The organism is Serratia fonticola (assembly GCF_001006005.1).
Lineage (GTDB): Bacteria > Pseudomonadota > Gammaproteobacteria > Enterobacterales > Enterobacteriaceae > Chania > Chania fonticola.
This window is the reverse complement of the sequence record NZ_CP011254.1, coordinates 1,527,677-1,552,378: the sequence shown is the minus strand read 5'-3', so window position 1 is coordinate 1,552,378 and position 24,702 is coordinate 1,527,677. Positions and strand designations below refer to the sequence as shown.

Genomic DNA, 24,702 nt, shown 5'->3' with positions numbered 1-24,702 from the left:
TGAAACAGAATTTGCCTGGCGGCAATAGCGCGGTGGTCCCACCTGACCCCATGCCGAACTCAGAAGTGAAACGCCGTAGCGCCGATGGTAGTGTGGGGTCTCCCCATGCGAGAGTAGGACACTGCCAGGCATCAAATAAACGTTATCAGTATGACACCTGGTAATGCGCGAAATCACTCAGGTGGTTTTGCCAGCATCGAAAGATGCGACGTAAAAGAATCGGTGGAGCGGTAGTTCAGTTGGTTAGAATACCTGCCTGTCACGCAGGGGGTCGCGGGTTCGAGCCCCGTCCGTTCCGCCACTTATTTAAATTATGCCTGCTACTGTTAGCAGGCATAATGTTAAGCGTAATTTAGGGGCGTAGCTCAGTTGGTAGAGCACCGGTCTCCAAAACCGGGTGTCGCGAGTTCGAGTCTCTCCGCCCCTGCCATATTAGAAACCCTTTGCGAAAGCGAAGGGTTTTTTTTGCTTTCTACTCGCCCAGAATTGCCAGTCCTCCCGCTAACACGTACAAAATTCCCGCCGAAATCGTTCCCAATTTAGACATTTCTAGCTGTATCTATGCACAAAATGGTTGTAATCCCGCGCTGTGATATCGCTCATCATTCCTCCCTGTATTTCAACTACACCTTATAAGCCCCACGAGTTTTTTGGGCACACTCGATGAAAGCGAATACACCCACAGCCATCTCTGTCTGACCGATTCAGGCAGAGCGAGGAGAAAAACATGGTTAAGCGTTTACTGTTAGCGGCCGCCGTAAGCGGTGTGTTGATGGGAGCGGCGCAGGCTGCCCCCTTGGTTGTCGGCTTTTCTCAGATTGGTTCTGAATCAGGATGGCGTTCGGCAGAAACCAAAGTGGCGAAACAGGAGGCGGAAAAACGGGGTATTACGCTGAAAATCGCCGATGCACAGCAAAAGCAGGAAAACCAGATCAAGGCGGTGAGATCCTTTATTGCTCAGGGTGTTGACGCCATCTTTATTGCGCCGGTGGTGGCCACCGGTTGGACTCCGGTATTGCAGGAAGCGAAAGAAGCAAAAATTCCGGTCTTCCTGCTGGATCGCATGATCGAAGTGAACGATCCCTCGCTGTATACCGCTGCAGTCGCCTCTGACAGCGTCCATGAAGGGAAAGTTGCAGGCGAATGGCTAGTGAAAGCCGTTGCGGGCAAGCCCTGTAACGTGGTGGAACTGCAAGGCACCGTCGGGTCCAGCGTAGCCATTAACCGTAAGAAAGGCTTTGCGGACGGTATTGCCTCTGCCGACAACGTCAAAATCATCCGCTCGCAGTCTGGCGACTTTACTCGCAGCAAGGGTAAAGAGGTGATGGAAAGCTTTATCAAGGCTGAGCAGAACGGCAAGAACATCTGCGCCGTCTATGCACATAACGACGATATGGCCATTGGTGCCATCCAGGCGATCAAAGAAGCCGGTCTCAAACCGGGCTCACAGATCAAGGTTGTTTCCATCGACGGCGTGCCGGATATCTTTAAAGCGATGATGGAAGGGGAAGCCAACGCCACGGTTGAACTGACGCCAAATATGGCAGGTCCTGCGTTTGATGCCTTGATTGCATTGAAGAAAAACGGCACGCAGCCACAAAAATTTATCCAGACCGAGTCGAAACTGCTGCAGCCTGAAACTGCCAGACAGGAATACGATATGAAGAAAAGCATGGGATATTGATCGTTAACAGGCGGAGCAGATAATGGCCACACCTCAGGCAGCATTATTGGTGATAAACGGGTTATCCGTGGAGTTTCCAGGTGTAAAAGCGCTGGAGCAGGTTGATTTCACACTACAACGCGGTGAGGTGGTGGCGCTTCTTGGGGAAAACGGCGCGGGCAAGTCCACGCTGATTAAGGCATTGACCGGTGTTTACCAACGCTCCGCCGGTGAGATCTGGCTAGAAGGCACCGCGATTGCGCCACAGAATACGGCCCAGGCGCAATCGTTGGGGATTGGCACCGTCTATCAGGAAGTTAACCTGCTGCCTAATATCTCGGTGGCCGCCAATCTGTTTATCGGCCGCGAACCAACCCGCTTTGGCCTGATCGATCAAAAAACCATGTTGCGTAATGCCCGTAAGCTGCTGGAAGGCTATGGCTTACCGCTGGATGTCAGCCAGCCGCTGGGCAACTACTCTATCGCCATTCAGCAAATTGTCGCGATTGCTCGCGCCGTCGATCTCTCCGCCAAGGTGCTGATCCTGGATGAGCCCACCGCGAGCCTGGATGCCAAGGAAGTCACCATGCTGCTGGATATTCTCAGCCAACTGCGATCACAGGGAATGGGGATGATCTTCGTCACCCATTTTCTCGAGCAGGTTTACCGCATCAGCGATCGTATTACGGTGTTGCGTAACGGCAAGTTGGTCGGGACCCGTGTCACCGCCGAGCTACCACGGCTCGAATTGGTGCAGATGATGCTTGGCCACAGTTTTGATGAGACGCTGCTCAAACGCAGCGAACATCAGGCCGTGCAGGCCCCGCCGTTAGTAGAGTTTAGCGGCTATGGCCGACGCGGCATGGTTGAGCCCTTCGATCTGGCGATCCGGCCTGGGGAAATAGTCGGCCTGGCTGGTTTATTGGGATCGGGACGTACCGAGACGGCACAACTGATCTTCGGCATTAAGGCTCGGGATAAAGGTACAGCGAAGGTTGAAGGCAAAACGGTGGCGATCCCTACGCCCCGTAAAGCGGCTAGCCTGGGATTTGGTTATTGCCCAGAAGATCGTAAGACCGACGGTATTGTCGGCGCTGCCACGGTAAGGGAAAACATCATTCTGGCATTGCAGGCGCAACGTGGCTGGTTACGGCCTCTCCCGCTACGCGAGCAAACCCGAATTGCGGAGGATTTCATCAAACTGCTGGGGATCCGCACACCGGGGCCGGAGCAGCAAATCCAGTACCTTTCCGGCGGTAACCAGCAGAAGGTGCTGCTTTCCCGCTGGCTGGCGACTAAACCCCGTTTCCTGATCCTGGATGAGCCAACGCGTGGCATTGACGTAGGGGCTCATGCGGAAATTATCCGCCTGATTGAACGGCTTTGTGATGAAGGGTTGGCGCTGCTGGTGATCTCCTCCGAACTGGAGGAGCTGGCAGGTTATGCCGATCGCATCGTGGTATTACGCGATAGAAAACATGTGGCGCAGCTTGAGCATGATGCCATTACGGTTCCCGCCATTATGCAGGCCATTGCCGTGCAACAGGGGGCAGCATGAACCACAGGAGTTTTCCCATGACCGGTGGACCGCGCAAAGTAAGGTGGGTAATGCCCGTCGGAGCGACGCAGCTGGGGGCGCTGGCGGTGATTTTGCTTATCGATAGCCTGGTCGCCCCCCATTTCTTTTCAATCCATATTCAGGATGGCCGCCTGTTCGGCAGCGTGATTGATATTTTTAACCGTGGTGCCCCTGTTGCACTGCTTGCCTTGGGTATGACGTTAGTGATCGCTACCGGTGGGATCGATCTCTCCGTCGGTGCGGTGATGGCGATTGCCGGGGCGACCGCTGCCACCATGACCAGCGCTGGCTACCCATTAGCTTACATCCTGGGGGCTGCATTAGCGGTTGGGGCACTGTGTGGCCTGTGGAACGGTTTCTTGGTTGCGGTGCTGCAAATCCAGCCGATCGTCGCCACCTTGATGCTGATGGTGGCTGGGCGCGGTATCGCGCAGTTGATTACCGAAGGGCAAATCGTCACCTTTGAGAGTGAAGGATTAGCCAAGCTCGGCAGTGGTTCGCTGATGTATCTGCCGATGCCGGTGATCATTGCGGCCATCATGCTGCTACTGATTTGGTTACTGACACGCAAAACCGCTTTGGGGCTGTTTATTGAGGCGGTCGGTATCAATTTACGCTCGGCACGTAATGCTGGCGTCAGTACTCGCTGGGTGATCATTGCGGTGTATATCATTTGCGGCCTGTGCGCGGCGGTGGCAGGGGTTATCGTCACGGCGGATATCCGCGGTGCGGATGCCAACAATGCGGGCCTGTGGCTCGAACTGGATGCGATCCTGGCCGTGGTGATTGGCGGTGGGTCACTGCTGGGCGGGCGTTTTAATCTGCTGCTCTCGGTGGTGGGGGCGCTAATCATTCAGGGTATGAATACGGGAATTCTGCTTTCAGGCTATAAACCGGAGTTTAACCTGGTGTTGAAAGCGGTGGTGGTATTAGCCGTGTTGCTGGTGCAATCCCCCAGTGTGTCATTACAACGGCTGTGGCGGAGACGGAAATCATGATGAAACGTAACCTTCCCCTATTGATCACTATTGCAGTTTTCCTACTGGGCTACGCCTTTTGCCTTAGCCAATTTCCCAGTTTTGCTTCCACCCGCGTTTGGTGCGATCTGCTGACCGACAACGCCTTTCTCGGCATTGTGGCCGTGGGTATGACATTTGTGATCCTTTCAGGGGGTATCGATCTTTCGGTGGGTTCGGTGATTGCCTTTACCGGCGTACTGCTGGCCAAGCTGATTGGCACTTATGGTATTGCTCCAGGTTATGCATTTGTCATTGCCTTGCTGATGGGGGCCTCGTTTGGTGCGCTGATGGGGTGGATCATTGACGTGCTGAAATTACCTGCATTTATCATCACGCTCGCGGGGATGTTCTTCGTGCGCGGCATGAGTTTTATCGTGTCAGAAGAGTCTTTGCCGATTGATCACCCGTTGTATGCCACGCTGGCAAACTATGCCTGGAAAGTCCCCGGTGGTGGCCGATTTACCTTATTGGCGCTGGTGATGCTGCTGGTCGTGGTGATTGGCATGATCCTGGCACATCGTACCCGTTTTGGCCATAACGTCTATGCCATCGGGGGAAATCCGGTCTCCGCTGGGCTGATGGGGGTGCCGGTACGGCGTACCACCATCCAGATTTACATGCTTTCCAGCACGCTGGCGGCCCTCTCCGGCATAATTTTCTCGCTATACACTTCCGCTGGTTACGCTCTGGCTGCCAGCGGTGTCGAACTGGATGCCATTGCGGCGGTCGTCATTGGGGGAACGTTGCTGACCGGTGGTGTCGGCACCATCTTGGGTACCTTGTTTGGCGTGCTTATCCAGGGTCTAATCCAGAGTTACATCACTTTTGATGGCTCGCTCAGCTCCTGGTGGACCAAAATCGTCATCGGCATCCTGCTGTTCTGCTTTATCGGCCTCCAGAAGGCGATGAGCGCCTTTTGGCAGACCAGACGGGCAAAACCCCGCCATCCACGCCTGAAGCCGTCATAGCGGCTCAGGTTGCGGTATTTAAAGGTATTTTCAGCAGTTGGCGGATTAACGGCTGCTGGTCGCTGTTTTGCAGCCAGACGGCATAAAGCGGGCGGATGATCGGCTGGGCGTCAGCAACGGCGATCAACTGAGGGTAGTCTTTTTCCCACTGGCTGGGGAGAAATGCACAACCGCCGGTCGTTTCCAGCAATTGACGCGTCAGATGTGCTGAAGTGGTGGTCAGCACCGGCATGCTGTCGCCCTCAAGCATGCGGGCTTCCTGTTGGTGAAAATCGGCACCCCATTCCAGTTTGATGTAAGGCATGGGGCCAGGTTTATCGTGTAGCGACGAGGAAAACAGGCGTAGCGAGAAGTTACCCAACAGCTGGCTGGCCAGCTCATCCATTTTTGGCGGTTCGGTAGTGATTAGCAAATCGAGCTGTCTTTCATGTAGCTGCTTCACCAAAGAATGGCGCAGAGCCACCCTGGCTTCTAGCTGCAAGGCCTCCCGCTGCTGGTAGAGCGATTGCAGCCAGGGCGTGAGGTAAGCTTCCCATAGCGACGCGGTGGCACCGATTGAAAGTTCGCTGTGCTGTAGCGATCGCACCACCTCTTTCTTTGCTAACTGCCAAGTGTTCATCAGGCTCTCGGCATAGGGCAACAGCCGCTCTCCTGCCGGTGTCAGGCGGATGTTGTTGCGGTGGCGGGTGAATAAATTTGCCCCTAATTGAGTTTCAAGCTGACGGATACGGAAACTCACCGCAGACTGCGTTAAGTACAGGGATTCCGCTGCGCGGCCAAAGTGTCGCGTTCTACTGACCTCCAAAAAGGTTTTCAGTAATTCGGTGTCCACACCAATCTCCAAAGTTTTTTATCGTTAAGATTTAAATGTTTTGTTTTACACGATGTCAAGCCTATCTAATACTCCGCGCCATAAACAGCACGGCCATGAGAGAATTAGGAGCGTGTCAGATGGCGGATAGCTTCACCACCAACAGTCGTTTTTTTGATAATAAAAACTATCCTCGCGGGTTCTCCCGTCACGGCGATTTCACCATTAAAGAAGCGCAATTGCTAGAGCGTTTCGGGTATGCGTTCAACGAGTTGGATGCCGGCAAACGCCAGCCAGCCACTGAAGAAGAGCAGTTGTTCGTTGCAGTGTGTCGCGGTGAGCGTGAACCGGTAACCGAGCAAGAAAAAGTATGGTCTAAATATCTGGCGCGCACCCGCCGCCCGAAAAAATTCCATACGCTGTCAGGTGGCAAGCCGCAGGCTGATGCGGTAGAAGACTACACTGAAAGCGACGATTGATCATCATGGGGCCATTCGGCCCCATTTTTTATTCCAGGCTGCGGTGTAGCTGCAGCAGCAGGCGATCCATACTGCGATAGCTGAGCGCTTCGCTGAGATGGCGTTTATCAATCTGTTGTTCCCCCGTCAAATCGGCCAGCGTGCGTGCCACTTTCAGGATGCGATGCCAGGCTCGAACCGATAATCCCAGTTGGCTCAGCGTTTTCTCCAAAAACTCCGCTTCCGCTGCAGGCAAATGGCAATCCCGATCCACCTCGCGGTTACTCAACAGCGCATTCACCTTACCAGCCCGTGCCAGCTGCCGTTCGCGCGCCACCAGCACCCGCTGACGAACCTGTTGGCTGCTTTCCCCCGCATGGTGCTGCTTGGCCAGTACGCCTGGTGGCAGCAGTGGCACCTCAATCGACAAATCAAATCGATCGAGGAAGGGGCCGGAAAGCCTGCCGAGGTAGCGCAAGATTTGCTGCGGTGGCGTACGGTTGTGTATGCCCTGATAGTGCCCGGTTGGGCTGGGGTTCATCGCCGCAATCAGCTGCACCCTGGCAGGGAAGCGTACCTTGGCGCTGGCGCGTGAGATGACGATTTCACCGGATTCCAGTGGCTCACGCAACGCATCTAACACTCTCCGTTCAAATTCGGGTAACTCATCCAGAAACAGCACGCCGTTGTGCGCCATGGAGATTTCCCCTGGCCGCGGCAAGGAGCCGCCCCCAACCAGGGCAGCCATTGAAGCGCTGTGGTGCGGGGCGCGAAACGGCCGCTGGCGCCATGGCAGGGTTTCATCAGGGTGATGCAATAAGCTGGCAACGGCCACGCTTTCCAGCGCCTCCCGATCGCTTAACGGTGGCAGCAAACCGTTGAGGCGGCTGGCCAGCATGGTTTTTCCGGTGCCCGGGGGGCCAAGCAGCAATAGGTTATGGCCCCCGGCTGCGGCAATTTCCAACGCTCGCTTTGCCTGCTCTTGGCCAATGACTTCCTGCAGGTCGGCAGTTTCCGTTGACGTGGCAGCCGCAGGAGGCGCTACGGCGATCGGCAGATCCCCCTTACCTTGCAAAAAAGCGCAAACCTCCAGCAAATGTTCCGCAACTCGGGTCGTGCTGTTGGGAAGCAACCCTGCCTCTTTGCCGTTGGCCGCTGCGAGGATCAGCTCACGCTTGGCCTCGGCTGCCGCTATTGCCGCCGGAATTGCACCGTGTACAGCCCTCAATGCGCCAGAAAGCGCCAATTCACCCAGGAACTCATAGTGCGCCAACTTATCTGCTGGCAGTTGCTCTGAGGCTGCCAGAATGGCCAGCGCAATGGGTAAATCATAGCGCCCCCCTTCCTTAGGCAAATCGGCCGGTGCCAGATTGACGGTGATGCGTTTGGCCGGAAAGGTGAAGCCGTTGTTGATCAGTGCGCTGCGCACCCGGTCACGGGCTTCTTTCACCGTGGTTTCCGGCAGGCCGACCAGTGTAAGGCCGGGTAATCCGTTGCTGATATGGACTTCAACCATGACCGAAGGCGCCTGCACGCCGATCGTGGCACGGGTATAGATTACCGCCAGTGACATATTGCTCTCCTCGTTGAAGGCAACATGATGCGTGAACAGCCCGATAGCCGCGCGCTGCTCATCGTCAACTTGCGTAGTGCTACAAAATTAAAAGTAATTCATTTCATCATGTTAGTGCTATTTCTCGAGTCGGTACGCATTTCGTTGTAATACCCCTTAACAATTACCACAAGGTTGCAACAAATTAGCAGGCTAACCAAGTTGCAACAGCAGGGCTAATGGGTGTATTTAACAATTGGTTAAAATAAAAATCACTTCTTTAACAAAGCCCCGACCGCTACCGCACCCGCTGCGGCCGCCGCTAAACCTGATGACCTCGTACTCTACGGTAGGGATAACACTATGTTTGGTTGGACTCCGCTGCAGCGCAATGCGGCAATTGCCAGCTTTTCAAGCTGGACGCTCGACGCTTTCGATTTCTTTGTGCTGGTCTTTTTGCTCAGCGATATTGCTCAGGCTTTTCAGGTGGGGATGGAAGAAGTCACCCTGGCGATCCTGCTGACGTTGGCGGTACGCCCGATTGGTGCGCTTATTTTTGGCCGTGCGGCGGAAAAGTATGGCCGTAAACCGATCCTGATGTTGAATATCGTGTTTTTCTCGGTATTTGAGTTGCTGTCGGCGGCCGCGCCTTCTTTGACCGTCTTCCTGTTGCTGCGTGTGCTTTATGGCGTGGCGATGGGCGGCATCTGGGGTGTGGCCTCTTCGCTGGCGATGGAAAGCATCCCAGACCGTTCGCGCGGCCTGATGTCCGGTATTTTCCAGGCGGGGTATCCGTTTGGCTATCTGTTGGCAGCGGTGGCCTACGGCCTGCTGTTTGAAGTGGTCGGTTGGCGTGGCATGTTCGTGATCGGGGCCGCGCCAATCCTGTTGCTGCCGTTTATCTACTTCTGCGTTGAAGAGTCGCCGGTGTGGCTGGCGGCACGGGCACGTAAAGAAAGCACCGCTCTGCTGCCCGTTCTGAAGAGCCATTGGAAGCTGTGTGTCTATCTGGTGCTGCTGATGGCGGCGTTCAATTTCTTCTCTCACGGCACGCAGGATATGTATCCGGCCTTCCTGAAAATTCAGCACGGTTTCGATCCTAAAACCGTCAGTATCATCGCCATTAGCTACAATATCGCGTCCATTATCGGCGGTATTTTCTTTGGTGCCCTGTCGGAAAGAATTGGCCGTAAGAAAGCCATTATTATTGCTGCCCTATTGGCGTTACCGGTGATCCCGCTGTGGGCCTTCGCCAGCGGTTCGTTCATGCTGGGGCTGGGGGCGTTCATGATGCAATTCATGGTGCAGGGCGCGTGGGGGGTGATCCCAACCTACCTCAACGAACTGGTACCAGCGAATACCCGCGCGGTGTTGCCGGGGTTTGTTTACCAGTTGGGTAACCTGATTGCTTCGGTGAATGCGACCTTGCAGGCCACGATTGCGGAACATCATGGGCAAAACTACGGCCTGGCAATGGCGATGATCGCCGGGACGGTGGCGATCGTGATCGCGGTGTTGGTGTATTTTGGCAAGGATACGCGCGGCAAAGCGATTGCGGTAGAAAGTAAAGCGCCCGGTGCTGGTGTTAGCGTTTGAATTTCATGCGCTTTGTTGCCGCTTTGACCCGACAGCGCCGAATAATAACGCAAAAAAAGTGTTGTCAGGTTACCGGCTGCTATGGTAACTCTGTAGGCATTAGTTCGAAACGAGCACAGTGAACAAACCGATTATGAAAGCCCTAGCCCAAGTGATTAGCCTAGTCGTGATTAGCGTGGTGGTGATTATTATCCCACCGTGCGGGGCTGCACTTGGACGAAGAAAGGCTTAGAAAACAAGCCGGAATCGCAAGATAACCCCCGCACCCAAAAGGTCCGGGGGTTTTTTTATGCCAAGAAAATGTGAACAAGGAGCAGAGAATGACCAACAGAATAAAATCCTGCGCTTCCCGCAACAAGGCGGGGAAATAACCATGAATGGTGCTCAGTGGGTAGTTCAAGCGTTGCGTGCACAGGGGGTAGACAAGGTATTCGGCTATCCCGGTGGTGCGATCATGCCGGTCTACGATGCGTTGTATGACGGCGGGGTTGAACATCTGCTGTGTCGTCATGAGCAGGGTGCGGCGATTGCGGCTATTGGCTATGCCCGTTCCAGCGGCAAAGTTGGCGTCTGTATCGCCACCTCTGGCCCTGGCGCGACCAACCTGATCACCGGGTTGGCGGATGCGCTGCTGGACTCGGTGCCAGTGGTTGCGATCACCGGTCAGGTAGGCTCTGCGCTTATCGGTACCGATGCTTTTCAGGAGATCGATGTTCTGGGCCTGTCTCTGGCCTGTACCAAACACAGTTTCCTGGTGGAGTCGCTGGAAGCGCTGCCAGGGATCATGGCAGAGGCTTTTGCCATCGCCACCAGCGGCCGCCCAGGCCCGGTACTGATCGACATCCCGAAAGACATCCAACTGGCGCAGGGCGATTTGCCTCCTCATCTGATGCCGGTAGAAGACCAGTTTGAACATCCTACGGCGGAGCTGGCTATGGCCACGCAGCTGCTGGCACAGGCGCAGAAGCCGATGCTGTATGTGGGCGGTGGCGTGGGGATGGCGCAGGCAGTCCCGGCATTACGGGAATTTGTCGAGCTGACGCAAATCCCAACCGTGGCGACCTTGAAAGGCCTGGGCGCGCCGGATGCCAACCATCCGTATTATCTCGGCATGTTGGGAATGCATGGCACCAAAGCTGCCAACTTCGCCGTGCAGGAGTGTGATTTATTGATAGCCGTGGGCGCGCGTTTTGACGACCGGGTGACCGGCAAGCTGAACGCCTTTGCGCCGCACGCCAAGGTGATCCACATGGATATCGATCCGGCGGAAATGAGCAAGCTGCGTCAGGCGCATGTGGCCCTGCAAGGGGATCTGAAGACGTTGCTGCCAGCTCTGCAACAGCCAATGCAGATCGCCCCCTGGCTGCAACGAGTGGCGGAGCTGAAAGAAACCCACCCTTGGCGTTACGACCATCCGGGCCAACCGATCTATGCTCCGTTACTGCTCAAGCAACTGTCTGAACGCAAACCGGCCAATACCGTGGTGACCACCGACGTGGGCCAGCACCAGATGTGGACCGCGCAGCACATGAGCTTTGAACGCCCAGAGAACTTCATCACCTCTAGCGGGTTGGGGACGATGGGCTTCGGTATCCCCGCAGCGGTAGGTGCGCAGATGGCACGTCCGGAGGACATGGTGATCTGCGTGTCCGGGGATGGTTCCTTCATGATGAACGTGCAGGAGCTGGGCACCATCAAACGCAAACAGTTACCGCTGAAGATCGTGTTACTGGATAACCAGCGTTTAGGGATGGTTCGCCAGTGGCAGCAACTGTTCTTTGATGGCCGTTACAGCGAAACCAACCTCTCCGATAACCCCGATTTCCTGATATTGGCCAGCGCCTTCGGCATCCCCGGCCAACGTATTACCCGCAAAGACCAGGTCGCAGACGCGCTCGATACCTTGCTGAACAGCGAAGGGCCTTATCTGCTGCAGGTTTCCATTGATGAACTCGAGAACGTCTGGCCGCTGGTGCCGCCGGGCGCAGGCAACGAAACCATGTTGGAGAAAGTATCATGATGCAGCATCAACTCTCGATCCAGGCCCGCTTCCGCCCTGAAATGTTAGAGCGCGTATTGCGCGTTGTCCGCCACCGTGGCTTCCAGGTCTGTGCTATGAATATGGCTTCGGGCAGCAATAGCGACGATATAAATATTGAATTGACCGTTGCCAGCCAGCGCCCTGTGGATTTACTGTCATCTCAGTTAAGCAAACTGATGGATGTCTCCAGCGTTGAGATCCAGCAACAATCATCACAACAAATCAGCGCCTGATGGCGCAGAAGGAATAACACAATGACGAAGAAAGCCGATTATATCTGGTTCAATGGTGAGATGGTTCCCTGGGCCGATGCCAAGGTTCACGTAATGTCGCATGCGCTGCACTACGGAACGTCGGTATTTGAAGGAGTTCGTTGCTATGACTCCCATAAAGGCCCGGTGGTATTCCGCCACCGTGAACATATGCAGCGTCTGCATGACTCGGCCAAAATTTACCGCATGCCGGTAACGCAAAGCGTCGATGAGCTGATGGAAGCCTGCCGTGCTACGCTGCGTAAAAACAATCTGGTCAGCGCGTATATTCGTCCTTTGGTGTTTGTTGGTGATGTTGGCATGGGCGTTAACCCACCGGCAGGCTATAAAACTGACGTGATTATCGCGGCGTTTCCTTGGGGCGCGTATCTGGGTGAAGAAGCGCTGGACCAAGGTATCGATGCGATGGTCTCTTCCTGGCACCGTGTGGCACCAAACACCATTCCTACCGCGGCTAAAGCCGGGGGCAACTACCTTTCCTCACTGCTGGTGGGCAGCGAAGCACGCCGCCACGGCTATCAGGAAGGTATCGCGCTGGACGTTCACGGCTATATCTCTGAAGGCGCAGGCGAGAACCTGTTTGAAGTGAAAGACGGCGTGCTGTTTACTCCACCGTTCACCTCTTCTGCCCTGCCTGGTATCACGCGTGACGCGATCATCAAGCTGGCAAAAGACATGGGCTTCGAAGTGCGCGAGCAAGTGCTTTCCCGTGAGTCTCTGTATCTGGCGGACGAAGTGTTTATGTCCGGCACTGCGGCGGAAATCACGCCGGTGCGCAGCGTGGATGGTATTCAGGTTGGGATCGGCAAGTGCGGTCCAATTACCAAGCAGATCCAGCAGGCGTTCTTTGGCCTGTTCAGCGGCAAAACCGAAGACAAGTATGGCTGGCTCGATCCGGTTAATCCGTAAATAACAACGACAGACAAGACTAAACGGGCGGTTCGTTCGCCGTCCGTAATATGACAATTTTTGGAGTGAAGAGCATGCCTAAGTACCGTTCCGCCACCACCACCCACGGCCGCAACATGGCGGGTGCCCGCGCATTATGGCGCGCGACCGGGATGACCGACGACGATTTCGGCAAACCGATTATTGCGGTGGTCAACTCCTTCACCCAGTTTGTGCCGGGCCATGTGCACCTGCGCGACTTGGGCAAGCTGGTTGCAGAACAGATCGAAGCCTCTGGCGGCGTTGCCAAAGAGTTCAACACCATTGCGGTGGATGATGGGATCGCCATGGGCCACGGCGGCATGCTCTATTCTCTGCCGTCGCGCGAGCTGATCGCCGACTCGGTGGAGTATATGGTGAATGCCCACTGCGCCGATGCGATGGTGTGTATCTCCAACTGCGACAAGATCACCCCAGGGATGCTGATGGCGTCATTGCGCCTGAATATTCCGGTGATCTTCGTTTCCGGCGGCCCGATGGAAGCCGGCAAAACCAAGCTTTCCGACAAAATCATCAAGCTGGACCTGATCGATGCGATGATCCAGGGTGCCAACCCGAACGTCAGCGACGCCGACAGCGCGCAGATCGAGCGTTCCGCTTGCCCAACCTGCGGCTCGTGCTCCGGGATGTTTACCGCCAACTCCATGAACTGCCTCACCGAAGCGTTGGGCCTGTCTCAGCCGGGCAACGGCTCGCTGCTGGCGACCCACGCCGATCGTAAGGACCTGTTCCTGAACGCCGGTAAGCGCATCGTTGAACTGACCAAGCGTTACTACGAGCAGGACGATGAGAGCGCACTGCCACGCAGCATCGCCAACAAGGCCGCGTTCGAAAACGCCATGACGCTGGACATTGCGATGGGCGGCTCCACCAATACCGTGCTGCACCTGTTGGCTGCGGCACAGGAAGGCGAGATCGACTTCGCCATGGCGGATATCGATCGCCTGTCCCGCAAAGTGCCACACCTGTGCAAGGTGGCGCCAAGCACTCAGAAATACCACATGGAAGACGTGCACCGTGCCGGTGGTGTGCTGGCCATTCTTGGCGAGCTGGATCGCGCCGGGCTGATGAACCGCGATGTGGATAACATCCTGGGGATGAAGCTGCCAGAGACCCTGGAAAAGTACGACATCATGCTCACCCAGGATGAGGCCGTGAAGAAAATGTTCCGCGCAGGCCCGGCAGGTATCCGTACCACCCAGGCATTCTCACAGGACTGCCGTTGGGACACTCTGGACAACGATCGTGCCGATGGCTGTATCCGCTCCTTGGAAAACGCCTTCAGTCTGGAAGGGGGCCTGGCAGTGCTGTATGGCAACATGGCTGAAGACGGCAGCATCGTTAAAACCGCTGGCGTGGATAAAGACAACCTGACCTTCCGTGGGCCAGCCAAAGTTTATGAGAGCCAGGACTCAGCCGTTGAGGCGATCCTGGGCGGTAAAGTGGTGGCAGGCGACGTAGTGGTGATCCGCTACGAAGGGCCAAAAGGCGGGCCAGGCATGCAGGAAATGCTCTACCCAACCACCTATCTGAAATCGATGGGGCTGGGCAAAGCCTGTGCGCTGATCACCGATGGTCGCTTCTCTGGCGGCACTTCCGGTTTATCCATTGGTCACGTTTCGCCGGAAGCGGCCAGCGGCGGCCTGATTGCGCTGGTGGAAGAAGGTGACATGATCGATATCGATATCCCGAAACGCAGCATGGTGCTGGATGTGCCGGAGAGCGTACTGGCAGCACGCCGTGAGGCGGAACTGGCACGCGGTGATGCGGCCTGGACACCGAAAGCGCGTGAGCGTGTGGTGTCTTATGCGTTACGTGCTTACGCTACGCTGGCCACCAGTGCCGATAAAGGCGCAGTGCGGGACAAGAGCAAGCTGGGAGGCTAACCACCATGGCGGTATCACAACCCCTACCCGACGCCCCCTGCGGCGCGGAATATTTGCGAGCGGTGCTCCGCTCGCCGGTTTACGAGGTGGCTCAGGTCACCCCGTTACAGACCATGGGCAAGATCTCTGCGCGCCTAGGCAATACCATTCTGGTGAAGCGCGAAGATCGCCAGCCGGTGCACAGCTTTAAGCTGCGCGGGGCTTACGCGATGATTGCCAGCCTGGATGAAGAGCAGAGGGTGCGTGGCGTGGTCACGGCCTCTGCGGGCAACCATGCACAGGGCGTCGCCTTTTCCGGCAACCGTTTGGGGATCAAAACCCTGATCGTGATGCCGGTGTCGACGGCGGATATCAAGGTTGATGCGGTGCGCGGTTTTGGCGGCGAAGTGTTACTGCACGGTGCCAACTTCGACGAAGCCAAGGTCAAGGCGATTGAGCTCTCGCAGCAGCAGGGCATGACTTTCGTGCCCCCGTTCGATCACCCGGCAGTCATTGCCGGGCAGGGCACTTTGGCGATGGAGCTGTTGCAGCAGGACGCGCATCTGGACCGGGTGTTTGTCCCGGTTGGCGGTGGCGGCCTGGCGGCCGGTGTGGCGGTGCTGATCAAGCAACTGATGCCGCAAATCAAAGTGATTGGCGTGGAAGCCCAGGATTCGGCCTGTCTACGTGCAGCGCTGGATGCCGGGCAGCCGGTCGATCTGGCGCGCGTTGGGCTGTTTGCCGAAGGCGTGGCGGTAAAGCGCATCGGTGATGAAACCTTCCGTCTGTGCCGTGAATACCTTGATGATGTGATCACCGTAGACAGCGATGCGATCTGCGCAGCGGTGAAAGATCTGTTTGAAGACGTGCGGGCCATCGCCGAACCTTCTGGCGCACTGGCGTTGGCGGGGCTGAAAAAATACGTGCAGCAGCACAATATTCAGGGTGAGCGGCTGGCCCACGTGCTTTCCGGTGCCAACGTGAATTTTCACGGCCTGCGCTACGTTTCCGAACGCTGCGAGCTGGGCGAACAACGCGAAGCGCTATTGGCAGTAACCATTCCAGAGCAGAAGGGCAGCTTCCTGAAGTTCTGCCAACTGTTGGGCGGCCGTGCGGTCACCGAGTTTAACTACCGCTATGCCGATGCTGACAATGCCTGCATCTTCGTCGGTGTCCGCCTGACCAGAGGCCATACCGAGCGGCTGGAAATCATCGATGAGCTGAACCGTGATGGCTATCAGGTGGTAGATCTGTCCGACGATGAGATGGCAAAACTGCACGTGCGTTACATGGTTGGCGGGCGGCCTTCGAAGCCGCTGCGTGAGCGTCTGTACAGCTTTGAGTTCCCAGAGTCACCGGGCGCTCTGCTCAAGTTCCTGCAAACGTTGGGCACGCATTGGAATATTTCGCTGTTCCACTACCGCAGCCACGGCACCGATTTTGGTCGCGTGCTGGCAGGGTTTGAGCTTTCTCAGACTGAGCCAGAGTTTGAGCAACACCTGCAGGCGTTAGGTTACGACTGCCATGATGAAACCGACAACCCGGCCTTCCGGTTCTTCCTGCAGGGCTAACATCGGCGACAAGGATAGCGTATGAGTAATGAGTTCACCGGGTTCAGCCAGCAAGGGCTGGACTTCCTGCAACAGGTGCGGATCGAGAACGACAAGGAGTGGTTTGATGCCAATCGGGGCGTGTATGACCGTGAGCTGTTAACGCCGTTCCGTTCGCTGGTGGATGCGCTGAGTCCTGCGATGCTGATGATTGACCCGCAGTTTGAAACCCGTCCGGCCATTGGCAAAACGCTGTCGCGCATTCATCGCGACACGCGTTTTTCCCATGATAAATCCCGCTACCGTAGCCGCATGTGGCTAACCTTCAAGCGGCCAAGCAAAGACTGGAAGCTGGCACCGGTGTACTTCTTTGAACTGGGGCCGGACATGTTGCGTTATGGCCTGGGTTATTACAGCGCCGACAAAGCCACCATGGATCTGTTTCGCCATACCTTGCTGCGCAGGCCACAGCCGTTTTTGGAGGTGGCCGCGTGCTGCCGTGCGCCGTTCGAGCTGGTGGGGGAAAGCTACAAGCGCCCATTAGTGAAGGAGCAGGCACCGGAGATTGCCACCTGGTACAACCGCAAATCCTTTGCGGTGATGGCCACGGATAATCAGGTGGAAAAGCTGTTCAGCGCCGATCTGGTCGCTACCCTTACGCAGAGTTTCCAGCAGTTGGAGCCGCTGTACCAGTGGCTGATGCAGGTAGAGACGATGAAGCAGATCGACCCCGCAGACCTATGAATACCCGTCGTCTTTCAAGCCACAGCGTTGTTGGCTGCACATAGCTATTCGGCCCATCCGTGGGCCTCACCCCTTCGGGGCCGCTGTGTACAGCGTTCAAATCTGTTCCCGACAGATTTGTCACCCCAGTCACTTACCCAAAAGTAAGCTCCTGGGGATGAGCGAGCTGGCCGCCTAGCTGTGACTTGAAATCCATAGGGTATTATTAAGTTGTGATAAACAACCTCATTGAGTTTTGAGTGGGAATCGCACTTCTATTCACAAAAGTTGCCAGAACGCCTCAATCAGTGGTTCGTTGAGGCGTTTTTTCGGCACGCAGACCCCCAGTTCGAACGGTTCGACCATCGAGATATTCTCCAACTGAGAGATGCGGTTGCGAACCGGCTCCGGGCTATTGTCCACCACCACGCTGGGGATCAGCGCGATACCGCAGCCTAATGCCACCATCGAAACAATCGCCTCATGCCCGCCGACGGTGGCGTAAATCAGCGGATTGGTGATGTGCTGGCGGCGGAACCACAGCTCGATGCGTTTTCGGGACGGGCCATGCTCCGGCAGGATAAACGGCATATTGGCCCAGTCTGGCTGCTCGGCAAAAGCCTGCGTTCGTACCGCACACGGCAGAGCGGGAGCAATCAGCACCAGCGGGATCTCACCGATTTGGGTGAAGGCGACGCTGGTGGGGAGTGTTTCAGGCCGCCCGGCGATACCAAGGTCGGCTTCGTTGGATTGCACCTTGTCCACCGCATCGGCGGCATCACCCGTGGTCAGCTTGATCTCCACCAAAGGATGCTGAGCACGGAAGCGGTCGAGGATTGGCGGCAGATGGCTGTAAGCGGCAGTGACCGAGCAGAACAAACGCAGTTCACCACTCAGTGAAGGGCCGTGCTGGCCAAGCGAATGTTTCAACTGCTGATACTGCAGCAGCGTTTGTTGAGCAAACACTTTCAGCTGTTCACCGGCATCGGTCAGCTCTACGGTGCGGTTATCACGCAGAAACAGTGACTGCCCAAGCGTTTCTTCCAGCCGCTGGATCTGGCGGGAAAGCGTGGAGGGGCTGACGTGCATCGCCTTGGCCGTACGGCCAAAGTGATGGCTTTCAGCCAGGTGCAGGAACAGCTTGAGATCACGTAAGTCCATAATCAGTACGCTCGCAGCGGGGTGTTGCAGAAATTGCAACGTCACGTTCGTAATATATCAATTTAAGCAACGCAATTCCTGTTATACATTGGTTTCAACGGATCCCGTACCGACAGGGTTGGGATGAAAATAATATTGCACGACACAACATTAACTGGAGCATCACCATGGCTAACTATTTCAACACATTGAACCTGCGTCAGCAGTTGGCGCAATTGGGTAAGTGCCGTTTCATGGCGCGTGACGAATTTGCGGATGAAGCCGGTTACCTGAAAGGGAAAAAAGTGGTGATTGTCGGCTGTGGTGCTCAGGGTCTGAACCAGGGTCTGAACATGCGTGACTCCGGCCTGGACGTTGCTTATGCGCTGCGTAAAGAAGCAATTGCCGAGAAGCGTGCCTCATGGCGCAAAGCCACCGAGAACGGCTTCAAGGTTGGCACCTACGAAGATCTGATCCCGCAGGCCGATCTGGTAGTTAACCTGACTCCAGACAAGCAGCACACCTCAGTAGTTCGTGCTGTTCAGCCGCTGATGAAAGACGGTGCTGCGCTGGGCTACTCTCACGGTTTCAACATCGTTGAAGTGGGTGAGCAGGTTCGTAAAGACATCACCGTAGTGATGGTTGCACCTAAGTGCCCAGGTACCGAAGTGCGTGAAGAATACAAACGTGGTTTCGGTGTACCAACGCTGATCGCGGTTCACCCGGAAAACGATCCAAAAGGCGAAGGCATGGCGATTGCCAAGGCATGGGCGGCAGCTACTGGCGGCCACCGTGCAGGCGTACTGGAATCTTCCTTCGTGGCAGAAGTGAAATCTGACCTGATGGGCGAGCAGACCATCCTGTGCGGTATGCTGCAGGCGGGTTCTCTGCTGTGCTTCGACAAGCTGGTGTCTGAAGGTACTGACCCGGCATACGCAGAAAAACTGATCCAGTTCGGCTGGGAAACCATCACTGAAGCGCTGAAGCAGGGCGGTATCACCCTGATGATGGATCGCCTGTCCAACCCGGCGAAACTGCGTGCCTATGCGCTGTCTGAGCAGCTGAAAGGCATCATGGCTCCGCTGTTCCAGAAGCACATGGACGACATCATCTCTGGTGAGTTCTCCAGCGGTATGATGGCAGACTGGGCCGCAGACGATGTGAAACTGCTGACCTGGCGTGAAGAGACCGGTAAAACCGCTTTCGAAACCGCGCCGCAGTTTGAAGGCAAAATCAGCGAGCAGGAATACTTCGACAATGGCGTACTGATGGTAGCAATGGTTAAAGCGGGCGTTGAGCTGGCCTTCGAAACCATGGTGGATTCAGGCATCATCGAAGAATCTGCTTACTACGAATCACTGCACGAGCTGCCGCTGATCGCCAACACCATCGCGCGTAAGCGTCTGTATGAAATGAACGTGGTGATCTCCGATACCGCAGAATACGGTAACTACCTGTTCTCTTATGCGGCGGTACCGTTGCTGAAAGAGTTCATGACCACTCTGCAGGCGGGCGATCTGGGCAAATCTGTTGCTGGTACCACCGTTGACAACGCGCAGCTGCGTGACGTGAACGAAGCGGTGCGCAACCACCCAATCGAATCCGTTGGCCGCAAACTGCGTGGTTATATGACCGATATGAAACGTATCGCAGTAGCCGGCTAAATACCCGTCGTCTTTCAAGCTGCAGCGTTGTTACCTGCACAGCTACTCGGCCCATCCCTGGGCCTCACCCCTTCGGGGCCGCTGTGTACAGCGTTCAAATCTATTCCCGACAGATTTGTCTCACCCCAGTCACTTACAAAAGTAAGCTCCTGGGGATGAGATAGCTTGGCGCCTAGCTGCAACTTGAAATCCATAGGGTATTAAGGTTGTAATTGTAGAGGCCCGATTTATCGGACCAACTAAAAAGGCCAGCATCGTTGCTGGCCTTTCGCCTATCTAGACGACGGGTATTATTGTGGCATTGCTTCGCGTGGGATAATGGCCCCGCGATACTGGATCACCGTGCTGGCGGTCAGGTGGCCACGTTTGGCCGCGCTAACCGCATCACCGCCGGTCAAGCGCACTGCCAGATAGCCCGCGCTGAAGGAGTCCCCGGCGGCGGTGGTATCAATCACTTTCTCTTTTGGCAGTTTGACCGCCGGTACGTCGTGGGTTTCCCCATCGGCGCTGAACACCAGGCAGGAATCTGCACCACGCTTAATCACAATCTCACTTACGCCAAAGTCGCGGGTACGGCTTACCACCTGCTCAACCGGCTGTTTACCCCACAGTAAATCTTCATCATCCAGCGTCAGGAAGGCGATATCGGTACAGGCCAGGATCTCGCGATAGGCCTGCTGAGTCTCTTGCTGGCTTTGCCACAGCCGCGGCCGATAGTTGTTATCGAAGATCACTTTGCCGCCGTTGGCCCGGCATTGGCGCAGTAAGGTCAGCAGTTTTTCCCGGCTGGCAGGGTTGAGGATCGCCACGCTGATACCGCTCAGATACAGGTAATCAAATTGTGCCAGCTGCGCGCACAGGCTCTCTGCCTGCGGGCCATCCAGCCAGTAACGGGCGGCCGCATCGTTGCGCCAATAATAGAAGGTGCGCTCGCCGGTATCGTCGGTTTCGATCACGTACAGCCCCGGCAGCTTGTTGTCCAACTGCTGGATCAGATCGGTTTTCACCTGCTCCTGCTGCCAGGTTTGCAGCATTTCCCGGCTGAAGCTGTCGGTGCCCAGTGCGGTGACGTAATGCACGTTCAGCGCCTGTTGCGGCACTTGGCGGGCAATATAAACGGCAGTGTTGAGAGTGTCGCCACCGAATCCACGGCTGAGATCGGCGCCTTTCTGCGACAGTTCGATCATGCATTCGCCGATCACGGCGAGGTTTTTGCTGTTCATGATAATCCCTGGCTTGATAATGAGTCTGGTTGCTGCGAATACGTCCAGTCTCAACGCAAGGGCGAAGCGAGTCAATAGGAATAAAACAGCGTTTTAATTAGTTTATGATCGCGATCGGGAAACGCGTGGTTTCCCGCCGCTGAGGAAGGAAAACTACTTGGCCGCCGTGCGCAGATCGGTGACGCATTGACCACCAATCCCCCAGTTATCGGTTTCCACTTCATCGATTACCACCACGGTAGTGGCCGGATTTTTGCCGAGCGTATCGACCAACAGTTGGGTCACGCCAGCGATTAGCTGTTTTTTCTGCTCCGCGGTTGCACCCTCGCGGGTAATTTTGATATTTACGTAGGGCATTCTACTTTCCTCTTGTTATAAAAACGCTTACCCGTCGTCTTTCAAGCTGCAGCGTTGTTACCTGCGCTCGCCCACCCCAGTCACTTACGAAAAGTAAGCTCCTGGGGATGAACGAGCTTGTCGCCTAGCTGTGGTGTACAGGGATGTACAAATGCCGCGAGCGCATGGACGCGCAAGAGCGGCCAACTTGAAATCCATAGGGTAATTTTAGGATGGGTAATGGCTTAATGTAGAGGGCTTTGAACGGAGCTTAAAGTTTTATTGCGCGTTGCCGATAACAAGATCGACAATTTCCGGCAACGTTATCGTTCCCATTCCCTAATGGCGATAGTACCGATGATAACCAACATGATCTCTGGTCTACTGACGCCATTGTTTGCCGCCTGGCAGCGTGCCAAAGTCTTCCGTTACTGGCGACAGTGTCGGCGTTTGTATACTTTTCAACCCATTTACCGCACCTGCGGCAAACTGCTGGCGGTGGAGTTGCTCACGGCGGTACATCATCCGGCGTCACCGGGCAAGCCGGTATCCCCAGAACATTACTTTGCCGCGCTGGGGCTACGTCAGCGCCTGGCGGTCATTCAGGAACAGCTCGATTTACTGCAGCAATGGCAGACGTTGTTTACCCGTCATGCGCTAATGGTCTCCATCAATATCGACGGCAAGGCCTTACAGGCCCTACAGCGGCACCCGGCGATGCAGCGGCAAATCAGCATCATGCCTTATCTGCGTTTTGAGCTGGTTGAACACGCGGACAGGGCGTTGAATGGGCCGCTGCAGCATATTCCCGGGGCGGAGCGCCTGTGGCTGGATGATTTCGGTAGCGGGCTGGCGAATTTCTCCGCGGTCAGCAGTTGGCGTTATCAGTATATCAAGGTGGCGCGCGAGCTGTTTATGTTGCTCAAGCAGAGCGATGAGGGCATCCAGCTGTTTTTCACCCTGGTGCGCCTGATGAGCCAGCACAGCGACGGGGTGATTGTCGAAGGGGTAGAAACAGAGCAGGAATGGCGACTGGTACAGCGCTCTGGCGCGTTTGCCGCCCAAGGGTATTACCTTAGCCGCCCTGCACATTTTGACCAGCTTAAAACCCTGCCTACGCGGTTTATTGCCCCCACTTCCTGACCCATTAGTTCCCAAAGCGTGAACTCTAGCCTATCCTCTACTAGGCTTTCAGTAAGGTTGCTTATCAATTTGAGCAGTCTGCTATCGCCTCGAGGGAACCGTTATGACAAGAACAGGCAAAACATTTAGCTGGATTGGCAGCATCGTGCTGCTGATCATCGTGGTTTTGGTGGTGTTTATTACCACCTTCGATTGGAACCGTCTCAAACCCACCATTAATAGCAAAGTCTCTGCCGAGCTGCAGCGCCCGTTTGCTATTCGTGGCGATCTGGGCGTTAACTGGGAACGTCACCAGGATGAGGGTGGATGGCGTGCTTGGGTACCGTGGCCTCATATCCACGCCGAAGATATTATGCTGGGCAACCCGGCCAAGATACCGGGCGACGAGATGGTCACACTGCAACGTGTCGATGCCTCGATCGCGCCATTGGCGCTGCTGGGCAAAGAGGTGCTGATCCCGCGTATCTGGTTGAAGCAGCCAAATGCCTCGCTACAACGCTTGGCGAACGGTGACAATAACTGGACCTTCAACCTGGCCAACAGCGCCGATAAAGATCCCAACCAACCACAGTCAGACTGGTCGGTCAGCATTCACGATATCGTGTTCGATCGCGGCCAGATTGATTTTAAAGACGCCACGCTCAAGGCCGATTTCCAGGCGTTGATCGACCCACTTGGCAAGCCTCTGCCGTTTAGTGAAGTTGCGGGTAAACAGCCGGGGGATAAAGCGACGACGCCGGATTATGTTTTCGGCTGGAAGGTTAAAGGAAAATACCACGGTGAAGCGCTGTCAGGCAGCGGCAAGATGGGTGGCATGCTGTCACTGCAAAGCGCTGATATACCGTTCCCACTGCAGGCCGATGTCCGTTCCGGCAATACCAGAGTGCAGGTCGCGGGGACGTTGTCCGATCCGCTGAACTTTGGCGGTCTGGATCTACGGCTGAAATTCTCCGGTGACAGCCTGGGAAACCTGTATGCGCTGACCGGCGTGTTGTTACCGAATACCCCTCCTTATTCTACCGATGGTCATCTGATCGCCCAGTTGCATCAACCGGGCGGCGCGGTATTCCAGTATCAGGGCTTTGACGGCAAGATCGGTGACAGTGATATCCACGGTGATTTGAAGTACGTTGCGAGCCACCCTCGGCCCAAGTTGAGTGGTGAAGTGCTCTCCAAACAGCTGCGTTTCGCCGATCTTGCGCCATTGATCGGCGCAGATTCCAATCAGCAGAAAGCCAATCGTGGCGAGAAAACCCGCCAGCCGAGCGATAAAGTGCTGCCGGTTGAGAAGTTCGAAACCAAAAGCTGGGGGGTAATGGATGCCGACGTCAAATTTACCGCCAAACGTATTGAGCATGGCAGTTCGCTGCCGCTGAGCGATCTGAATACCCACCTTAAGCTGGATAACGCGGTGATCCTGATGGACCCGCTGCGCTTCGGCGTAGCCGGGGGCAACCTGAATGCCACCGTCCGTCTTGATGGTAGCAAGAGCCCGATGCAGGGGCGGGTAGATATGCATGCGCGTAAGTTCCAGCTGAAACAGCTGCTGCCTAACGTGGAGTCGATGAAGCGCAGCCTGGGAGAATTGAACGGCGATGCCAAGCTAACGGGTAGCGGCAACTCGGTGGCCGACTTGCTGGCGACCAGCAGCGGCGACCTGCGCCTGCTGATCAATGACGGCGTGATCAGCCGCAGCCTGATGGAAATCCTGGGCCTGAACGTAGGTAACTACCTGGTAGCTCAATTGTTTGGCGATGACGAGGTGGGGATCAACTGTGCGGCGGCGGATGTCGGCATTCGCAGCGGGTTGGCGACGCCACGGCTGTTCGTGTTTGATACGGAAAACGCCATTATCAACATCACCGGCAACATCAATTTCGCCACCGAGCGGCTGGATCTGTCCATCGACCCGGAAAGCAAAGGGATGCGGGTGCTGACCCTGCGTTCGCCGCTGTATGTTAAAGGGACATTCAAAAAACCGGACGCGGGCGTGAAGGCCGGGCCGTTGATTGCTCGCGGGGTGGCTGCGGTGGCGTTGGGCGTTGTCGTTGCTCCGGCAGCGGCATTGCTGGCTCTGGTTTCACCGAGTGACGGTGGCGAAGAAAACCAGTGTGGCAAGATCCTGCAGCAGATGAAGAACAAGAAGTGACC

At 55.9% G+C, this 24,702-nt stretch carries 21 protein-coding genes, 2 tRNA genes and 1 rRNA gene; 19 read left to right on the top strand and 5 right to left on the bottom strand.

Annotation, left to right across the window (positions count from 1 at the left end):
• Positions 1–14: 14 nt before the first annotated feature.
• The 7 genes from rrf to yjfF all read left to right on the top strand — a co-directional run bounded on the left by rrf (position 15) and on the right by yjfF (position 5,229).
• Positions 15–130, top strand: a 5S ribosomal RNA gene (gene rrf / locus WN53_RS06855).
• Positions 131–224: 94 nt separating this feature from the next.
• Positions 225–301: transfer RNA gene (locus tag WN53_RS06850), tRNA-Asp, on the top strand.
• Between the two features lie 53 nt (positions 302–354).
• Positions 355–430: transfer RNA gene (locus WN53_RS06845), tRNA-Trp, on the top strand.
• Positions 431–727: 297 nt separating this feature from the next.
• On the top strand, positions 728–1,684 hold the full coding sequence (ytfQ, locus tag WN53_RS06840; protein WP_024482849.1) for a galactofuranose ABC transporter, galactofuranose-binding protein YtfQ: 957 nt from the start codon (positions 728–730) through the stop codon (positions 1,682–1,684).
• A 22-nt stretch (positions 1,685–1,706) separates the two neighbouring features.
• Positions 1,707–3,221, top strand: coding sequence for a galactofuranose ABC transporter, ATP-binding protein YtfR (gene ytfR, locus WN53_RS06835; protein WP_024482848.1), 1,515 nt, complete (start codon positions 1,707–1,709; stop codon positions 3,219–3,221).
• A 17-nt stretch (positions 3,222–3,238) separates the two neighbouring features.
• Entirely contained in the window at positions 3,239–4,240 is a 1,002-nt protein-coding gene (gene ytfT / locus WN53_RS06830) for a galactofuranose ABC transporter, ATP-binding protein YtfT (protein WP_037411225.1), read from the top strand.
• Positions 4,237–5,229, top strand: coding sequence for a galactofuranose ABC transporter, permease protein YjfF (gene yjfF, locus WN53_RS06825; RefSeq protein ID WP_024482846.1), 993 nt, complete (start codon positions 4,237–4,239; stop codon positions 5,227–5,229). The genes ytfT and yjfF overlap by 4 nt, the downstream gene beginning before the upstream one ends.
• A 4-nt stretch (positions 5,230–5,233) precedes the next feature.
• On the opposite strand, the gene hdfR is transcribed toward yjfF, so the two are convergent.
• The gene (gene hdfR / locus WN53_RS06820; protein WP_024482845.1) at positions 5,234–6,061 is read right to left on the bottom strand and encodes an HTH-type transcriptional regulator HdfR; all 828 of its coding nucleotides are present in this window, start codon (positions 6,059–6,061) and stop codon (positions 5,234–5,236) included.
• Positions 6,062–6,180: 119 nt separating this feature from the next.
• Here hdfR and WN53_RS06815 point away from each other — a divergent pair, with 119 nt between their 5' ends.
• The gene (locus tag WN53_RS06815) at positions 6,181–6,519 is read left to right on the top strand and encodes a MaoP family protein (RefSeq protein WP_021181829.1); all 339 of its coding nucleotides are present in this window, start codon (positions 6,181–6,183) and stop codon (positions 6,517–6,519) included.
• Positions 6,520–6,547: 28 nt separating this feature from the next.
• Here WN53_RS06815 and WN53_RS06810 read toward each other — a convergent pair whose 3' ends face one another.
• Positions 6,548–8,071 carry a YifB family Mg chelatase-like AAA ATPase gene (locus tag WN53_RS06810; RefSeq protein ID WP_046808033.1) on the bottom strand — a complete coding sequence of 508 codons (1,524 nt, stop codon included), beginning with the start codon at positions 8,069–8,071 and terminating at the stop codon, positions 6,548–6,550.
• A 342-nt stretch (positions 8,072–8,413) separates the two neighbouring features.
• Here WN53_RS06810 and WN53_RS06805 point away from each other — a divergent pair, with 342 nt between their 5' ends.
• The 8 genes from WN53_RS06805 to WN53_RS06775 all read left to right on the top strand — a co-directional run bounded on the left by WN53_RS06805 (position 8,414) and on the right by WN53_RS06775 (position 17,066).
• Complete coding sequence (locus WN53_RS06805; protein ID WP_024482844.1) at positions 8,414–9,646, top strand: MFS transporter; 1,233 nt, start codon at positions 8,414–8,416, stop codon at positions 9,644–9,646.
• Between the two features lie 133 nt (positions 9,647–9,779).
• Positions 9,780–9,878 carry an ilv operon leader peptide gene (gene ilvL, locus WN53_RS27110; protein ID WP_071681478.1) on the top strand — a complete coding sequence of 33 codons (99 nt, stop codon included), beginning with the start codon at positions 9,780–9,782 and terminating at the stop codon, positions 9,876–9,878.
• A 141-nt stretch (positions 9,879–10,019) separates the two neighbouring features.
• Entirely contained in the window at positions 10,020–11,666 is a 1,647-nt protein-coding gene (gene ilvG, locus WN53_RS06800) for an acetolactate synthase 2 catalytic subunit (protein WP_024482843.1), read from the top strand.
• Positions 11,663–11,920, top strand: coding sequence for an acetolactate synthase 2 small subunit (ilvM, locus tag WN53_RS06795; protein WP_024482842.1), 258 nt, complete (start codon positions 11,663–11,665; stop codon positions 11,918–11,920). The genes ilvG and ilvM overlap by 4 nt, the downstream gene beginning before the upstream one ends.
• Before the next feature lie 21 nt (positions 11,921–11,941).
• Positions 11,942–12,868 carry a branched-chain-amino-acid transaminase gene (ilvE, locus tag WN53_RS06790; RefSeq protein ID WP_024482841.1) on the top strand — a complete coding sequence of 309 codons (927 nt, stop codon included), beginning with the start codon at positions 11,942–11,944 and terminating at the stop codon, positions 12,866–12,868.
• 74 nt (positions 12,869–12,942) lie between these two features.
• Positions 12,943–14,793 carry a dihydroxy-acid dehydratase gene (gene ilvD, locus WN53_RS06785; protein WP_024482840.1) on the top strand — a complete coding sequence of 617 codons (1,851 nt, stop codon included), beginning with the start codon at positions 12,943–12,945 and terminating at the stop codon, positions 14,791–14,793.
• Between the two features lie 5 nt (positions 14,794–14,798).
• Entirely contained in the window at positions 14,799–16,343 is a 1,545-nt protein-coding gene (gene ilvA, locus WN53_RS06780; RefSeq protein ID WP_024482839.1) for a threonine ammonia-lyase, biosynthetic, read from the top strand.
• A 21-nt stretch (positions 16,344–16,364) separates the two neighbouring features.
• Positions 16,365–17,066 (top strand): DUF2461 domain-containing protein, encoded by a 702-nt coding sequence (locus WN53_RS06775; protein WP_024482838.1) that lies wholly within the window; start codon positions 16,365–16,367, stop codon positions 17,064–17,066.
• Between the two features lie 258 nt (positions 17,067–17,324).
• Here the strand turns inward: WN53_RS06775 and ilvY are convergent, their stop codons facing one another.
• A complete protein-coding gene (gene ilvY / locus WN53_RS06770) occupies positions 17,325–18,206 on the bottom strand; it encodes an HTH-type transcriptional activator IlvY (protein ID WP_024482837.1) in 882 nt (293 codons plus the stop codon).
• A 167-nt stretch (positions 18,207–18,373) separates the two neighbouring features.
• On the opposite strand from ilvY, the gene ilvC reads away from it, so the two are divergent.
• The gene (gene ilvC / locus WN53_RS06765; protein WP_021181818.1) at positions 18,374–19,849 is read left to right on the top strand and encodes a ketol-acid reductoisomerase; all 1,476 of its coding nucleotides are present in this window, start codon (positions 18,374–18,376) and stop codon (positions 19,847–19,849) included.
• Positions 19,850–20,139: 290 nt separating this feature from the next.
• On the opposite strand, the gene kdgK is transcribed toward ilvC, so the two are convergent.
• Both kdgK and WN53_RS06755 read right to left on the bottom strand, forming a co-directional pair.
• The gene (kdgK, locus tag WN53_RS06760) at positions 20,140–21,072 is read right to left on the bottom strand and encodes a 2-dehydro-3-deoxygluconokinase (protein WP_024482836.1); all 933 of its coding nucleotides are present in this window, start codon (positions 21,070–21,072) and stop codon (positions 20,140–20,142) included.
• Between the two features lie 153 nt (positions 21,073–21,225).
• Positions 21,226–21,429, bottom strand: coding sequence for a 2-hydroxymuconate tautomerase family protein (locus tag WN53_RS06755; RefSeq protein ID WP_024482835.1), 204 nt, complete (start codon positions 21,427–21,429; stop codon positions 21,226–21,228).
• Positions 21,430–21,750: 321 nt separating this feature from the next.
• Here WN53_RS06755 and pdeH point away from each other — a divergent pair, with 321 nt between their 5' ends.
• On the top strand, positions 21,751–22,551 hold the full coding sequence (gene pdeH / locus WN53_RS06750) for a cyclic-guanylate-specific phosphodiesterase (RefSeq protein ID WP_071784928.1): 801 nt from the start codon (positions 21,751–21,753) through the stop codon (positions 22,549–22,551).
• A 103-nt stretch (positions 22,552–22,654) separates the two neighbouring features.
• Positions 22,655–24,700: an AsmA family protein gene (locus tag WN53_RS06745; protein ID WP_024482833.1), complete on the top strand. Its 2,046-nt coding sequence runs from the start codon at positions 22,655–22,657 to the stop codon at positions 24,698–24,700.
• Positions 24,701–24,702: the final 2 nt, after the last annotated feature.